Source organism: Actinomadura sp. NPDC000600 (assembly GCF_040492135.1).
In the GTDB taxonomy this organism is placed as follows: Bacteria; Actinomycetota; Actinomycetes; order Streptosporangiales; family Streptosporangiaceae; genus Spirillospora.
The window spans coordinates 273,465-288,479 of the sequence record NZ_JBEUPD010000007.1 but is presented as its reverse complement, the minus strand read 5'-3'; the positions used below and the strand labels follow the sequence as shown (position 1 = coordinate 288,479).

The 15,015-nt window shown below is 73.3% G+C and carries 11 protein-coding genes and 2 tRNA genes; 3 read left to right on the top strand and 10 right to left on the bottom strand.

The window, feature by feature from the left end; all coding sequences use genetic code 11:
- Positions 1–93: 93 nt before the first annotated feature.
- Entirely contained in the window at positions 94–948 is an 855-nt protein-coding gene (locus ABWI07_RS13740; protein ID WP_353818733.1) for an oxygenase MpaB family protein, read from the top strand.
- Between the two features lie 61 nt (positions 949–1,009).
- Here ABWI07_RS13740 and ABWI07_RS13735 read toward each other — a convergent pair whose 3' ends face one another.
- From ABWI07_RS13735 to ABWI07_RS13700, 8 genes are all read right to left on the bottom strand, one after another.
- Positions 1,010–1,819 carry an SDR family oxidoreductase gene (locus ABWI07_RS13735; protein WP_149264965.1) on the bottom strand — a complete coding sequence of 270 codons (810 nt, stop codon included), beginning with the start codon at positions 1,817–1,819 and terminating at the stop codon, positions 1,010–1,012.
- A gap of 2 nt (positions 1,820–1,821) precedes the next feature.
- Positions 1,822–3,174: a cytochrome P450 gene (locus ABWI07_RS13730; RefSeq protein WP_149264966.1), complete on the bottom strand. Its 1,353-nt coding sequence runs from the start codon at positions 3,172–3,174 to the stop codon at positions 1,822–1,824.
- A gap of 101 nt (positions 3,175–3,275) precedes the next feature.
- On the bottom strand, positions 3,276–6,242 hold the full coding sequence (locus tag ABWI07_RS13725) for an AMP-binding protein (RefSeq protein WP_235037446.1): 2,967 nt from the start codon (positions 6,240–6,242) through the stop codon (positions 3,276–3,278).
- Between the two features lie 140 nt (positions 6,243–6,382).
- On the bottom strand, positions 6,383–6,745 hold the full coding sequence (locus ABWI07_RS13720) for a hypothetical protein (RefSeq protein ID WP_149264968.1): 363 nt from the start codon (positions 6,743–6,745) through the stop codon (positions 6,383–6,385).
- A gap of 105 nt (positions 6,746–6,850) precedes the next feature.
- Positions 6,851–8,500, bottom strand: a complete 1,650-nt coding sequence (locus ABWI07_RS13715; RefSeq protein WP_149264969.1) for an AMP-binding protein — start codon at positions 8,498–8,500, stop codon at positions 6,851–6,853.
- A 134-nt stretch (positions 8,501–8,634) separates the two neighbouring features.
- Entirely contained in the window at positions 8,635–9,003 is a 369-nt protein-coding gene (locus ABWI07_RS13710; protein ID WP_353818732.1) for a DUF3054 domain-containing protein, read from the bottom strand.
- 9 nt (positions 9,004–9,012) lie between these two features.
- A complete protein-coding gene (locus ABWI07_RS13705) occupies positions 9,013–10,329 on the bottom strand; it encodes an FAD-dependent oxidoreductase (RefSeq protein ID WP_353818731.1) in 1,317 nt (438 codons plus the stop codon).
- Between the two features lie 66 nt (positions 10,330–10,395).
- Positions 10,396–12,423 (bottom strand): AAA family ATPase, encoded by a 2,028-nt coding sequence (locus ABWI07_RS13700; protein WP_353818730.1) that lies wholly within the window; start codon positions 12,421–12,423, stop codon positions 10,396–10,398.
- Between the two features lie 93 nt (positions 12,424–12,516).
- On the opposite strand from ABWI07_RS13700, the gene ABWI07_RS13695 reads away from it, so the two are divergent.
- On the top strand, positions 12,517–13,497 hold the full coding sequence (locus ABWI07_RS13695) for a hypothetical protein (RefSeq protein WP_353818729.1): 981 nt from the start codon (positions 12,517–12,519) through the stop codon (positions 13,495–13,497).
- Between the two features lie 9 nt (positions 13,498–13,506).
- Positions 13,507–14,400: an alpha/beta fold hydrolase gene (locus tag ABWI07_RS13690; protein WP_353818728.1), complete on the top strand. Its 894-nt coding sequence runs from the start codon at positions 13,507–13,509 to the stop codon at positions 14,398–14,400.
- Between the two features lie 198 nt (positions 14,401–14,598).
- Here the strand turns inward: ABWI07_RS13690 and ABWI07_RS13685 are convergent.
- Both ABWI07_RS13685 and ABWI07_RS13680 read right to left on the bottom strand, forming a co-directional pair.
- Positions 14,599–14,672: transfer RNA gene (locus ABWI07_RS13685), tRNA-Met, on the bottom strand.
- A 266-nt stretch (positions 14,673–14,938) separates the two neighbouring features.
- Positions 14,939–15,013, bottom strand: a tRNA-Met gene (locus ABWI07_RS13680).
- Positions 15,014–15,015 lie beyond the last annotated feature (2 nt).

Sequence of the window (15,015 nt, the reverse complement as noted above, 5' to 3'; positions counted from 1 at the left end):
AACCGCCGGGGGCACCCGGGCCCCGCCACTGGGATGAAACACAGTTACAATAATCGTCGATCTGTACTTCTGTCCCGACCCCCGGCGGTGCACATGACGGACGAGGCCGACGCGCGGACCCCGGCCCCCCTCGGGCCCGGCTCACTGACCTGGCGGTACTTCGGCGACACCCGGATGCTCCTCGTCGGCCCGCGGGCGGCCGTGCTGCAGAACATGCTCCCCGCGCTCGGCCAGGGCGTCCTCGACCACTCGGTGTTCTTCTCCGAGACGTTCGCGCGGCTGAAGCGGTCCGCCGGCCCCATCCTCGACACCGTGTACGGCGGGGAGCGGTCGGCCGAGACGGGCCGGAAGGTCCGCGACTACCACCGCGGCATCAAGGGCACGATGCCGGACGGCTCCCGCTACCACGCGCTCGATCCCGAGACCTACTACTGGGCGCACGCGACCTTCCTCGACAACATGCTGTACGGCATCGAGACCTTCATCCGGCCGCTCGGCGAGGACGAGAAGCGCCGGATCTACGAGGAGTCCAAGACCTGGTTCCGGATGTACGGGGTCAGCGACCGGGCCATGCCGGAGGACTGGGAGGCGTTCCAGGCGTACTGGAAGCGGATGCTGGACGAGGAGGTCGTCCCGCACAAGACGGCCCGGTACGGCGTCGGCTACGTGAAGAAGGGGCTCCCCCGGCCGCCGAAGGTGCCGGCGCCGGTGTGGCGGGCGGTGTCGCCGCCGCTGAACGCGGTCGCCCGGTTCATCACGGTCGGCGGCCTGCACCCGCGGATGCGCGAACTCCTGGACCTGCCGTGGAGCACCGCCGACGAGCGCCGCCACCGGCGGTTCGCGGCGGCCGTCCGCGCGGCGGGGCGGGTGTGGCCGCTGCTGCCCGAGTCCGTCCGCTACCTGCCGCAGGCCCGCCGCGCGTTCCGCAGGGCGCGCCAGGCGCGCTGACTTGCGGCGAGTTGCCCTTATCAGCGCTCGCATAAGGGCAACACGCCGCAAGTCGACGGAGCTAGGAGCTCGAGCGGATGCGCGAGTCGTAGGCCTTGCGGGCGTCGGGGTCGTACTCCAGGAAGATCTTGTCCAGGCCGAGGCGCCGGGAGGTCGCCTGCCGGACCCGCTCGGGCAGCAGCGCGCCGAGCCGGACCTGCGTGCCGAGCTTCTTCGGCACGGCGACCTGCGGGCGCGGCTTGCCGATCAGCTCGACGACGGCCGCGGCGATGTCCTCGGGCTCGCAGTTCTTCTGCCCCTTCGGGCTGCGCGTCCCGGCGGTCAGCTCGGTGTTGGTGAAGGTGGGCAGGACGGCGCTGACGTGCACGCCGCGGTCCCGCACCTCCAGGCGGGTCGCCTCGGTGAACCCGACGACGGCGGCCTTGCTGGCGTTGTAGAGCGCGAGGCCGGGGGTGAACATGACGCCGGCGAGCGAGGCGATGTTGATGATGTGGCCCTCGCCGCGCGGCAGCATCCGGCCGAGGGCGAGCTTGGTGCCAAGCATCACGCCGTGCACGTTGATGTCGATGCAGCGGCGGGCGTCGGCGTCGCTCTCGTCGGTGACGGGCCCGATCGGCATGATCCCCGCGTTGTTGACGACGACGTCGAGCGGCCCGGCGGCCTCCTCGGCCTTGTCGAGGAAGGCGGTGAACGACTCGCGGGACGTGACGTCCACGACGAGTCCGGTGACGCCGAGCGACTCGGCGGCCTCCTTGACGGCGGTCTCGTCGATGTCGCCGATGACGACGGTGGCGCCCTTGGCCTTGAGGGCGCGGGCGGTGGCGAGGCCGATCCCCCGCGCGGCCCCGGTGATGGCGACGACCTTGCTCATGTTCACTGCTCCAGTGGTTCGAGGCGGACGGGCAGGCCGTCCTTGGGCGAGGGAAGGGACGTGGTGTCCAGGGGCCATTCGTACCGCGCGGGTACGCTCCAGCGGTACCGCTGGAGGACCTGGTGCAGGATCGTCTTGACCTGCATGCCCGCGAAGTGGAGCCCGATGCACTTGTGCGCGCCGCCTCCGAACGGCGCCCACGCGTACTTGTGGGCCTTGTCCTCGCGGCGCTCCGGGGAGAACCGCTCGGGGTCGAACCGGTCGGGGTCGCTCCACCATTCGGCCATGTGGTGGTTGCTGAGCATCGGCACCACGACGGTCGTCCCCTCGGGGACGTGGAAGCCGAGGACGGAGGTGTCCTTGACGACCTTGCGCGGCAGCGCCGGGACGGGCGTGACCAGCCGCATCGACTCCTTCATCACCATGTCGATGCCGGTGAAGGCGTCCAGGTCGTCGAAGCCGGGCTGCGCCTTGCCGAGCTCGAACGACTGCTCGCGCAGCCGCTCCTGCCACTCGGGGTGCTTGGCCAGGTAGTAGGCCATCGTCGTCAGCGTGATGGTGGTGGTGTCGTGCGCCGCCATCAGCGCGAAGATCATGTGGTTGACCACGTCCTCGTCGGTGAACCGCTCGCCGTCGTCGGTCTCGGCCTGGCAGAGCGCCGCGAACAGGTCGCCGCCGCCGCCCTCCCGCTTGGCCGGCAGGTGCCGGTAGAAGAACTCCTCCAGCACCTTGCGGGCCCGCAGGCCCTTGTGCCAGCGCAGCCCGGGGACCGGGAACCGGACGTAGGCCGTCCCCGCCCGGACGGCGTCGATGAACGCGCCGTTGACCCGCGCGCGCTCGGCGTCGTCCAGTTCGACGCCCATGAAGACGTCCACCGCGAGGTCGAGCGTGAGCTTCTTGATGTGGTCGTAGACCTTGAAGCCCTGCCCCGGCTCCCACGACTCGACGCCCTTGACGATGCCGGGCGCCATCGCGTCCATGTAGGAGTGCAGCCGGGGGCGGGTGAACGCCTGCTGCATGATGCGGCGGTGGTGCAGGTGCTCCTCGAAGTCCAGGAGCATGATGCCGCGGTTGAAGAACGGGCCGATGAAGTAGCTCCACGCGGGCCCGTTCGCGAACGCCTTGTCCCGGTTGACGAGGACGACCTCGGCGGCCTCGGGGCCGTGCACGGTGACCATCCGCTGGCCGAGCAGCCAACCCCACGAGACCGCGCCGTACTCGGCGTACCGTTTGCGGGCCATCCCGATCGGGTCGCGCATCACCGCGAGCGTGCTGCCGATGTAGGGGACGCCGGGGACGCCGGGCACCGGTTTCAGGTCGCTGCCCTGCGGCGGCGGCGCGAGAACGCTCGTCATGACCCCTCCGGACGCCGGTGCAACAAATACGCGAAATCTGTCGCTTTGTTCTAACGCAACGGCCGGGTGTAAGTCCAGACTTATCCGCGGTGACTTGGGCGTCAGCGGGCCTCGCGGGCGGGCGGCGCCTTGAGCAGCCGGCGCCGCGCCGCGTCCGTCAGCGGCCGGTACGCGCCCGCCTTGTCCCGGTAGAAGGCGCGCCCGTCGCCCGCCGCCGGGACGCCCTCGTCGCGCAGCGGCACCGTCCACAGCCGGTTTCCCGCCGTGACCGGCATCTCGTCCACGATCCGCACGATCGCGGGCCGCAGCCCCGGCTCCACGCGCAGCAGCGCCTCCGACAGGTCCACCGGCTTGACGGCGTTCTCCGCGGAGCCGCCCCGGGCGGCCGCCGGCGCGGACCGCAGGCTCACGGCCGCCGCGGCGAGCTCCGTCTCCCCCACCGGGATCCCGTAGACGGCCACGGCGTCGACGTAGGGCAGGTCTCCGAGCGCGTCCCGGATCGGACCGGGCGGGACGATGCCGTCGACGGTGCGGATCAGCTCGGCCTCCCGCCCGACGAGCCAGAAGTCGCCGCCCGCGTCCCGCCGGAACAGGTCCCCGGTGATCGTCCAGGCGTCCTCGGGCCGGAACACGCCCCGGACGGGGCGGGCCGCCGACCCGATCGCCGACAGCCGCACCCGGGCGAGGAGCATGCCGATCTCGCCGGGCCCGCACTCGATCGCGAACCCGTCCGGCCCCTCGGCGAGGCGCCCGCTCTCCAGGTCGTAGCGGGCGAGCCGCACCTCGGCGCTGCCCGGCAGCGGCCGGCCGAGCGACCCGGGCTTCTTGCCGCTCAGGTTGACCAGCACCGACTCGCCCTCGATGGAGGCGTAGAACTCCAGGACCCGCGCGGGCGCGAACCGCTCCTCGATCCGCCGCCACAGGCCGCGCGGCATGCCCGACCCGATGAACAGCCGGATGGCGTGGTGCCGCTCGGCCGGGTCCGGCGGCGCGTTCACCAGGTCGCGCAGCGACATCCAGGTGTAGGAGGCGACGGTCACGCCGTAGCGGCGCGCCTCGTCCCAGAACGCCTTCGGGTCGAACCCGGCGTCCGTGCGGGCGCTCGCGAGCGCGAGCCGGGCCCCGCCGGCGACGGCGCCCCCGAGGCTCATCAGCAGCGCGGACGGGTGCTGGAGCGGCGTGAGGCTGTAGACGGTGTCGGACGAGGACAGCGAGGCGGAGGACGCCGTCCCGAACGCCGACAGGGCCCAGCGCCGGTTGGTGATGCGGCTGGCGCGCAACCGGTCGCCGTCGCCGCGGAAGACGACGAACGCGAGGTCGCCGGCGCGGCCCGGGTTGGGCCGGTACCACCCGGGCGGCTCGACCGCGTCCGGGTCGATCGCCTCCATGTCCATGAGCGGGCCGCGCTCGCCGCGTCCCGCGCCGCCCAGCAGGAAGCCGGGCACGTCCAGCTTCGCGGCGGCCGCGGCGTGCTCGGGGTCGGCGATGACCCGCGTGACCTGGCCCAGCCGCGCCTCGGCGGCCGGGTCGCCGTCGGGCCGCAGCAGCACCGCGACGGCGCCGAGCCGGTTGAGCGCGGCGACGAGCGCGAGCGCCGTCGGCCGGGTGCCCATCAGGACCCCGACCGCGTCGCCGCGCCGCACCCCGATGTGGATCAGGCCGCGGACGACGGCGTCGATGCGGCGCTTGGCGGCGTCGTGGGTGTGCCCGCGCCCCTGGTACAGGAAGAAGACCTCGCCGGGCATCCGGCGGGCCTGCTCGTCCAGCAGCAGCCCCATGGACATGCGGGTGTCGGACTGGATGCGCTCCAGCCGCGCCAGCCGGGGCAGGTTCTGCGCGGCCTCGCCGCCGATCTGCCGCGTCCCGTGCACGGCCCGCGACGCGGTCCGGTACGCCGACCGCGCGGCGCTCGCCCCGATGCCCATGGCGAGCTGGAGCCCGTACCCGGCGGGGCCTCCCGGCAGCCCGGCGGACTCGGCCTCCTCGTCCCCGGCGACGGGCGCGACGATCTCCGGCAGCTCCGCCTCGCCCTCCCGCCACCGCGCCCACGCGGCGACGGCCGGCCACGTCCGCGCGATCGCGAGGCTGCCGACGACGAGCCCGAAGTGCCCGGCGCGCAGGGACGCCTCGTACACCTGGGCGCGGGGCGCGGCCCGCCGGATCCCGCGCACCATCGGCGGGGCGGCGATCTCGTCGACCTCCCCGACGAACGTCAGGACGGGGCAGGTGATGTCGGCGAGCGTGACGAGCCGGTCGCCGATGAGGAACCCGCCGGTCAGCATGCGGTTGTGCTGGATGAACTGGCGGATGAACTCCGCCAGCGCGGGGCCGGGCCACGACACCCAGCCCTCCCGCTCCAGGAACCGGCGCTGCCGCTCCCGGGGCGCGAGCCGCTCCCGGTCGTGCAGCTGCATGATGAAGTCGACCCGCGAGCGCACCGACTTCACCGGGCTGAGGAGCTGGAACCCCATGCGCGTGACCCACCCCGGCACCGCGAACCCGCCGAGCAGGGCGTCCGGTATCCGCTCGACCCCTTCGGAGGCGAGCCAGCTCGGCAGCCCGAACGGGAGCCCGACACTGGTGTCGGCGGGGCTCCCGAACGTCACCACGGACTCGATGCCCTCGCTGCGCCGGTACGCGGCCGCCTGGTAGACGAACATGCCGCCCTGCGAGTACCCGGCGAGGTGGACGTCCCGCCCGGTCATCTCGCGGATCCGGTCCACCGCGTCGCTGACCGCGAGGACGTGGTCGCTGACCGTCCGCTCCAGGCCTCCCGGCTCCCGCTCGGGAGCCCCGAAGTCCACCACCCACGGGTCGACGCCGAGATCGCGCAGCACCCGCACGGCGCTGACCCGCGAGGAGATGTCGTACACCTCCGCGGTGATCATGAGGGGCGGGACGAGCAGCATCACCGGCCCGCCGCCCGCTTCGGGGAAGTAGTGCCGCAGCCGGTAGACGCGCTGCTCGGTCACCACCTCGCAGGGCGAGGCGTCCTCGTCGGTATCGAAACCCCCGAAACGCGCGACTTCCAGGGCATTTTGGGCGGTGGATCCCAGGCGAGATCCCACCTTCAGGAGCGGAGCGACGCGGGGGGTGAGGGGGGTAGTCCCCCCTCGAATAGCACGGAGGAGCGTCTTGGCAACAGCCGGCATCGTCGACCTTTCAGAGCGTCAACGACATGTTGTCCTGTTATCGCCACCTTAAGCAATCAGGCGGCGGAGGCGCGCCGCGCGAGCGCCACGACGCAGCACACCAGGCCGACCACGAGCCCGGCGGCCTGGAGCAGGGTCGCCGCGAACGCCACGGTCTCCCCGGGCGCGCTCAGCGCGTCGCGCGCGTTCGGCGCGGCGGTGGCGCCCACGGTGAGGAAGGCGGCGGCGACGGCCGGGACGGCGAGCGCCCACCTCGGCCGGGCGAACAGCGCGATCGCGGCGGCGACGGTCAGGATGATCAGTCCGGGCGGGACCGCCGGGTAGTCCATCCCGCCGGCGATCTGCACGGGGATCGCGGCGGCCGCGACCGCGAGGCCGACGGCCGCCGACCTTCTCGCGCCGGACGAGGCGACGTACATGAGGGTTCCTCTCTCACGGGGTCAAGGGCGACACCATCGTGAGAGAGGGCCGTGCACAGCGTCGTCGTCCAGGGGGAGGCTTCGCCGCTACGCCCGGGGGCGTACTCAGGTGATGATCCGCGCGCCCTCCATGTGGCCGCCCTGGAGCCTCTCCCACATGTACCGGCGGCGGGGCTTGCCGCTAGAGGTGCGCTGGATCAGCCCGGCGCCGACGACGATCGTCAGCTCCACGTCGTCCCCGATGCGCCGCCGCAGCATCTCGCGCACCCCCCCGATCCAGGCCTCGTCCTGCGTCTCGGCGAACAGCGCGAGCCCCTTGCGCCCGGCGCCGGGGACGCCGACCACGACGATGCGGCCCTTCCCGAGCCCGCTCACCTCGGCGACCTTGGACTCGAGGTCCTCGACGTAGACCGAGCGCCCGCGCACCTTGATGCTGTCGCCCATCCGCCCGAGGACGAACAGCTGCCCCTCGTGGAAGAACCCGGCGTCCCCGGTGTAGACCTTGCCGTCCATGAACCGGGTCGACTTGGCCTCGGCCCCCGCGTAGTACCCCGGGCAGGCCGAGGGGCCGCCCACGACGATCTCGCCCAGGAGCCCGCTCCCCAGCTCGCGCCCCTCGTCGTCGACGATGGCGACGGGCACGTCGTCCTCGGGCGTCCCGCAGCCGACGACCCAGCCGGCCTTGGCGCCGAGCGACCCGGCCCCGAGCGCGTGCTGGTCCAGGATCCGGACGGGCTCCCCGAACGCCAGCGCCTCGGGGTCGGGCCGGACCGCCAGGGGGCTGCGCGGGGCGTCGTCCATGGTGACGAGCAGCGTGGTCTCGGCCATCCCGTAGGCGGGCTTGAACATCGTCCGGGAGAACCCGAACGGCTCCATGAGCTGTGCGAACACCTCGAGCGTGTGCGGGTCGATGGGCTCGGCGCCGATCAGCGCCATCTTCCACCCGGACACGTCGAGCCCCTCCAGCTGCTCGGGCTTGACCCGCCGCGCGCAGTAGGCGTAGGCGAACGGCGGCGCCGCGGTGTGGGCCGCCTCCCCGAAGCACCGGAGCCACCGTGCGGGGTCGCGGATGAAGTGGTCGGGCCGCATCAGCTTCAGCATCCCCTGCCGCGCGATGGGCGTGATGAAGCAGCCGATGAGCCCCATGTCGTGGTACAGCGGCAGCCAGGAGGCCGTCACGTCGCCGTCCTCGTACCCGGCCATCCGCGTGATCAGGTCGACGTTGGCCTCCAGGTTGTCCCAGGTGACCATGACCCCGCGCGGCGACCCGCTGGATCCGGAGGTGAACTGGAGCAGGGCGAGCTCGCCCGCGGGCCGGACCTCGGCCTCCTCCTCCGCCTGCCGCGGCTTCCAGGGCTCCCCGTCCACCCCGGCCTCGGCCATGGCCCGCCGCGCGTAGTCGGCCAGCCCGTCGGAGGCGACGACCAGCGCCGGCGACGCCTGCCGCAGGATCGCCGCCACGTGCGCGACGTAGTCGTCCCCGTCCTGGAACAGCGGCGGAGTGATCAGGCACACCGTGGCCCCCGCGGCCCAGACCGCGAAGTACGTCTCGACGCAGGTGAAGTCCGTCGGCAGGATGAGGCACACGACGTCGCCCGGCCGGACGCCCTCCTCGATCATCGCTCCCGCGGTGCGTCGCGCGGCCGACGCCAGCTCACCGTAGTCGCGGAACTCCCAGCCCCCGTCGTCGGCAGCCAGGTGAACGCCGCGTCCGGTGTTCGGCTTGTCCAGCCAGTCGCGCAGCGCAGATGGCATCGTGTCCCCTTCACAGGAAAGGCTCGCGCCCGTACATAACTCGCGGGTAACTTCACCAGGGCGGCGCGACCCCGTCAACCGGTTCGATCAGCAAAGAGACCAACCGGTCATTTGGCTGTGTCCCACAAGCCGCCTCAGACGCCGGCGGAGACCTTCCGGGCCGCGACGAGCCGGGCGCCCACCCGCCACCCGAGCAGGGCCGCTCCGAGGAACACCGAGGCCACGATCACGAACGCGACGGCCGTCCCCTGCCCCGCCACCGCCCGGAGCGCCATCCCCACGGCCACGGTCGAGACCCAGACCCCGGCACCGACCGGCCAGACCCGTTCGGGCCGGCGCCACGCCCGCATGGCGCCCCACCCGGCGCCGAGCCCCGCGAGAAACGGCCAGGCGGTGGACGCGAACCCGGCCAGACCGGCGGCCTCGTCGTGCGACGCCCGCCCGATCGCGACGAAGACGAGCACGCAGCAGACGTCCACCAGCCCGGCCAAGGAATTCCGCATGCCCCCAGGCTAGGCGCCCGCGCCCAGCACCCGCGCCACGATGGAGGGACGCATCAGGGCCGGGGGCGGGTCGAGCAGGCCGACGACGCGGAAGAACTGCTCGGCGACGTCGGCGTCGCGGGCGGCGGCGGCCTGGACGCGGTCCACGTAGGCGTTCATGACCCGGATCGCGGGGCCGCGCCGGCCTTCGACCTCCGGCATGGACAGGTCGGCGGCGACGGCCATCCGCCACGGGTCGTTCAGCGCCTTGGCCACGGCGCGGAAGTACCGCCTGGCCAGCCCGCGCGGCCCCGCCGCCAGGCAGCGGCGCAGCACCTGCGCCTCCAGGCAGGCCACGGTCATGCCCTGCGCGTAGATCGGGTTGAAGCTGCACAGCGCGTCCCCGGTGACGAGCAGGCCGTCGGGCAGCCCCCGCGCCCGCTCGTAGCGGTTGCGCAGGTCGGACGGGTACCGGTGCGAGGCGATCCCGTCCAGCGCCTCACCGGCGAGGATCGCCTCGAACACCTCCGGCGGCGCGAGCGTCCGGACGAAGGCGAGGAAGCCCTCCTCGTCCGCGGGCGGACGGTTCGCACCGTCCAGGCCCGCGACGGTGAGCAGGTACCGGTCGCCCTCGACGGCGACCATCGCCATGCCGCGCGGGCTGCCCGGCCGGGGGCCGACGACGACGGCCTTGCCGACACCGGAGTCCAAAGGCAGCCGGACGGGCCGGGTGGCGTAGGCGACCCCGATCCTGACCTCCTCCTGCGGGACCGGGCCGTGCCCGAGCCGCTCCAGCCAGTACCGGGTGCGTCCGGCGCGTCCCATCGCGTCCAGGACCAGGTCGGCGCGGACCTCCTCGGCAGCGGCGCCGGGCGTCCGCGGCACCACCTGGACGCCGGTGATCCGGCCGGGCCCGGCCGTGAGCAGCCCGACGACGTCGCGTCCTTCGGCGAACCGGACGCCGGGCAGGGCTCCGACACATTCGCGGACGACGTCCTCCAGCAGCGGCCGGCTCGCCTGGATCGCCCGTTCCGAGCCGGGCCGCCGGGCGAGCGTGTGGCCGCCGAGGGCGAAGTGGTGGTCGACGCCGGGGTCGGCGACGACGGCGCCGCCGCCGATCAGTGCCGCCTCGGCGCCGGGCAGGAGCTCCTCCAGGATCCGCTGCCCGCGCGGCAGCAGGATGTGGGCGTGCCGGCCCTGCGGGACGCCTTTGCGGGATCGCCCGTTCAGGCCCTGGTCGCGTTCGACGACGGTGACCCGGTCATAGGCCCCGGCCAGGGCCCGGGCTGCGAGCAGCCCCGCCATGCCGGCGCCGAGCACCACCGCGTGTTCTCCGATGCCTCGCATCTCGTGCCTCCCGTTGTCGGTCGATGAGGCGACGATGCGGCGGCCCGCTGTCCACCTGCCAGGCCACTAGCTGTCCATGTGGTGTCCGGTTCCGTAGAGCTCCTTCTCCCACAGCGACGCGGCGATCCGTTCGACGGCCCGGTTGCGGTATCGCCGGTAGGTGCTGAACGGCAGCCCGAGCATCTCGGCGGCCCGCTCCTGGGTGGCCGCCGGGCGCAGGAACGTGCGGTCGACGACCCGGTACAGCGACTCTTCGCGCGGATCGTGCCGCAGCGCCTCGGCGGCCTCTTCGAGCAGGCTCCGCAGTGCCGCGCCGGGGTCGTCGGCCGACCGGACGAGCCGCGACCGCAGGAGCGGGTTCCCGGCGAGCCGGTCGGGACGGCGCAGGTCGCGCAGCGCGGCGCGCACGGCGTCGGCGAACTCGGGCTGCGACAGGACGAGCTCGGGCGCGGCGGCGGTGACGGGTGCGCCGAGCTCGCGCTCGGCGGTGAGGGACAGCCAGTCGTCGACGCCGAGAACCCGCCAGTCGTGCGCGTACACCTCGTAGAGCATCCCGCCCACGCGGTAGGACGCGTCCGGCGCGTGGTGGAAGTCGAAGAAGGACAGGAGCGGGTCCCAGTACTCCCGGTCCGACGGCACGGTGACGAGGTCCCAGGCCTTGCCGCCGCGGGTGATGACCTCCTGGCCGTGCCAGAGCCGGATCATGGTCTCCGACCGGGAGGGGCGCCGTCCCGGCTCGGTGTCCACGAAGAACCGCCAGGCGAGCACGCTCTCCCCGGGCCGCGGCGGGCCGTGCCGCGTCGCATGGCTCCACATCGCCCTCGTCCCCGGATCGGCCTGGAGGTCCTCCTCGTCGGCCTCGTGCAGGGCCAGGTAGGCCGCGTACCCGAACGGCTCGCCCGCGTCGTCCCGAAATATCCCGAACGCGCCCGGCTGCCGCTCGATCCATCGCGCCGCGAACCGGGCCTGCTCGTGCCCCTGGTGCTCGCGGGTCATGGCGAGGACGGTCTCGGCGCCGCCGGGGCCGAGTTCCGAGACCGACAGCCGCCCGAGCCCGCCGAGCCGCCAGTAGCCCTTGACGACGGGGTGGTCGCGGCTGAGGAACATGATGTCCGCGACGGCCCGGTGCCGGACGAGCTCGTCCTCCCGCGCCGCGCGGGCCCGCTCGACGAGGTGGGCGCGCAGCGCCCGGTGCAGCGCCGCGTACCCGTCCGGGTCGCGCCAGCGCAGGTCGGCGTCGAGGATGTCGCGGACGACGTCGTGCGGGAACACCCCGAACTCGCGCTCCTCGACGAACGACAGGGTCCGCAGCCATCCGAACAGGGGCCCGGCGCCGTCGCCCACCATGGCGCGCAGCAGCTCCTCGGTGGTGAACCGCGCGTGCGCGCAGATCTGCAGCGCCTCCCGGTGCCGGGGCCCGGGCACCTCGTCGACCAGCCGCCCGAGCAGCGCGCGCACGACGTCCGGCACGCCGCTCAGCGCCCCCGGCACCTCCCGCCGCCGCCGGATCATGTCGACGAGCAGCGAGAGGGTCAGCGGATGCCCGTGGGCCAACCGCAGGATCCGCTCGTGCAGCTCGGCGGGGACGCCCTCGACGTCCAGGTAGGCGCGCGCGTCGTCGGGGCTGAGGTTGCGCAGCGACACGACCCGGAGCAGTTCGTGCCATCCCGCGTCGGCGATCCACCGGGCCGACGGCGCGTCCCGGCCCGCGATGACGACGACGGTGTCGGCGGCCAGCCCGGGCACGAACCGCTCCCGGACCCAGTCGTCGAGGGGCGCGAGCAGCTCGTAGGTGTCGACCAGGACCGCGTACCGCCCGCGCGGCGCCTCGACGGCCCGCAGGAAGGCCCCGGCCTCAGGTGTGATCGTCCGCGCGTCGACCAGCACGGGCGCGACCCCCGCCTGGCGCGCCGCCTCCGCCATCTCCCCGAGCAGCGCGCTCTTGCCGACCCCTCCGGGCCCGTGCAGGAACAGCACGGAGAAGTCCCCGTCCGCGAGCGCCCCGCGGAACAGCTCGATCTCCCCGCTCCGCCCGACGAACCGCCGCCGCCGGGCCCGCCGCAACCGGTCCCCGACCGTCCCACCCTCGGCCACCGAAGCCTCCAGGAACCAAGACCACCGCATCCCCACGGTAGACCCGCACCCCACCGGCCGAGGTCCCCCCGGACGCCCTGCCATGATCGCGCGATGGAACTCGACTGGCGCTACTTCCGCCGGCTCTACGAGGAACTGCTGGACCACGACGACACCGAAGGGGCCCGCCGCCACCTGGCGGACCGGCGCCGCACGGCGGCCGCCCATCTGGCCGAGCTGGCTCCGCTCCGCCGGCGGGAACCGGTCCCCGCCGGCGGGTACACCGTGGAGGACGAGCAGTTGTGGCGGCTCACGAAGCTCTACGCGCTGAGCAGGATCAGCGACTACCTGATCGAGCTCTCCTGCCCAGAAGGGGACCCGCCCCCGGGTTTCGGCGTCACCGGGGGGCGCCCCGTCATCGAGGGCAGCACCGCCCACAGGATGGAGCTGCGCGGGTGGCGGACGACCGCCACTCCCGGCCGGCACGGCCCCCGCAGGCTGGACCGGGCGGCCCTGACCATGCACACGGAGTTCTTCACCGAGATCGGCCTGACCCCCTTCGACCAGGCCCGGGCGTTCTCGCCCTTCCACCACGAGATCTTCGCCGTGGTGCAGGACCGGACCGCGTCTCAGGTGACCGTCGAGGAGGTGCTGTGGCCGGGCTTCTGGTTCGGCGACCTGCTGTTCAGCCGCGCCGGCGTCCGCGTGCGCGCCCCACGCCACCTGATCGACGCCGAGGTGGCCACGACCTCGACCCTGTACTTCACCTTCCGCCGAGAGCCGCGCCCGACCGATGACCTGTCGCACGGCTGGGGTTCGAACTCGCAATGGCGCACGGCCTTCCCCCGCTTCTACGCCGACGGGGACGGCCTGCACTGCAACTGGGACGGCACGGTCGACATCGGCGAGGACCCTCCGCAGGACCCGCCGCACCACCCGGACGCCGCGCACCCGCTGGACCAGCGCCGGGAACTGCTCCTGCACCGCTGCTTCGTCCGAAGCGCACTCCCCCAGGACGAGGACGAGCGCTTCCCTTACGAGGACCGTCTGACCCTCACCACCGCAGAGTGGATGCACCCGTCGCTGGACCGATGAGTTCTCGACGTGGCGGAGGTCGACATGGGCATGGCTACTGCCCACACGCTCGAGACGCCCGAGACCGACCTCGTCTACGACGTCCGCGGACCGCTGCCGCCCGCGGACGGCCGCCCGCCGCTGCTCATGATCGGCCAGCCGATGGGCGCCGCGGGCTTCGGCACGCTGGCGTCGCACTTCCCCGACCGCACCGTGGTCACCTACGACCCGCGCGGCCTGGGCCGCAGCACCCGCAAGGACGGCCGGGTGGACCAGTCACCGGAGGTCCAGGCCGGCGACGTCCACGCGCTCATCGAGGCGCTCGGGGCCGGTCCCGTGGAGCTGTTCGCCAGCAGCGGCGGCGCGGTGACCGCGCTGGCCCTGGTGGCCGCGTACCCCGACGACGTGGCCGCCCTGGTGGCGCACGAGCCGCCGCTCATGGCGCTGCTCCCCGACGCCGAGGCCGCGGAACGCGCCCGGGCCGACGTCCGGGACGTCTACCAGGCCAAGGGGTCGGGTGCGGGTATGGCGGCCTTCATCATGATGACCTCGTGGCGGGGCGAGTACACCGACGACTACTTCGCCCAACCGGCACCGGACCCCGCCGCGTTCGGGATGCCGACCGACGACGACGGCACCCGGGAGGACCCGCTCCTGAGCGACCGGTCATGGGCGGTCAGCAGCTACCGCCCCGACGCCGCCGCGCTCACCGCGTCCCGTACACGCATCGTGATAGCGGTGGGCGAGGAGACAGGGGACACCTTCACCGGCCGCACCTCAGTGGCGGCCGCCGACCTGCTCGGCCAGAAGCCCACCGTCTTCCCAAGCCACCACGGCGGCTTCCTGGGCGGCGAGTACGGCCAGGCAGGCCAACCGGAAGCCTTCGCGCAGAAGCTGCGCGAGGTCCTGTCCCCCACCGACTGACCCGAGGGGGCTAGGGGCGGAGCCGCCGACCCCCCAAGAGAAGCGAAGAGCGAAGCCCGAGGGGGATAGGGGCGGAGCCCCAGGGGTGGGCGGGTGGGGGATGGCGGCGGCACAGGGGGCTCCGGGGGATCGTCCCCCGGGCGAAAAGCGAAGGATCCCCCGGAAGCCGCGAAGCGGCGACCAGGGGATCCCGATCCGTAGCGGGGGCAGGATTTGAACCTGCGACCTCTGGGTTATGAGCCCAGCGAGCTACCGAACTGCTCCACCCCGCGGCGATGGCTTAACTCTATGGGGTGGGGATGGCTTAGGCAAACAGATTCGGAAGCAGCGCGGACGACCGCCGGAACCCGAGGGGGGCGAGCGCCGAAACCCGAGGAGGGACGAGGGGCGAAGCCCAAGGGGGGATAGGGGCGGAGCCCCAGGGGCGGGCGGGTGGGGGATGGCGGAGGCAACAGGGGCTCCGGGGGATCGTCCCCCCGGGCGAAAAGCGAAGGATCCCCCGGAAGCCGCGAAGCGGCGACCAGGGGATCCCGATCCGTAGCGGGGGCAGGATTTGAACACTGCGACCTCTGGGTTATGAGCCCAGCGAGCTACCGAACTGCTCCACCCCGCGGC

What these genes read in the sequence shown, in the direction of transcription:
- ABWI07_RS13710 (WP_353818732.1), bottom strand. Translation starts at nt 9,003, where the DNA reads ATGCGGAATTCCTTGGCCGGGCTGGTGGACGTCTGCTGCGTGCTCGTC.
- ABWI07_RS13715 (WP_149264969.1), bottom strand. Translation starts at nt 8,500, where the DNA reads ATGCCATCTGCGCTGCGCGACTGGCTGGACAAGCCGAACACCGGACGC.
- ABWI07_RS13735 (WP_149264965.1), bottom strand. Translation starts at nt 1,819, where the DNA reads ATGAGCAAGGTCGTCGCCATCACCGGGGCCGCGCGGGGGATCGGCCTC.
- ABWI07_RS13740 (WP_353818733.1), top strand. Translation starts at nt 94, where the DNA reads ATGACGGACGAGGCCGACGCGCGGACCCCGGCCCCCCTCGGGCCCGGC.
- ABWI07_RS13705 (WP_353818731.1), bottom strand. Translation starts at nt 10,329, where the DNA reads ATGCGAGGCATCGGAGAACACGCGGTGGTGCTCGGCGCCGGCATGGCG.
- ABWI07_RS13720 (WP_149264968.1), bottom strand. Translation starts at nt 6,745, where the DNA reads ATGTACGTCGCCTCGTCCGGCGCGAGAAGGTCGGCGGCCGTCGGCCTC.
- ABWI07_RS13730 (WP_149264966.1), bottom strand. Translation starts at nt 3,174, where the DNA reads ATGACGAGCGTTCTCGCGCCGCCGCCGCAGGGCAGCGACCTGAAACCG.
- ABWI07_RS13695 (WP_353818729.1), top strand. Translation starts at nt 12,517, where the DNA reads ATGGAACTCGACTGGCGCTACTTCCGCCGGCTCTACGAGGAACTGCTG.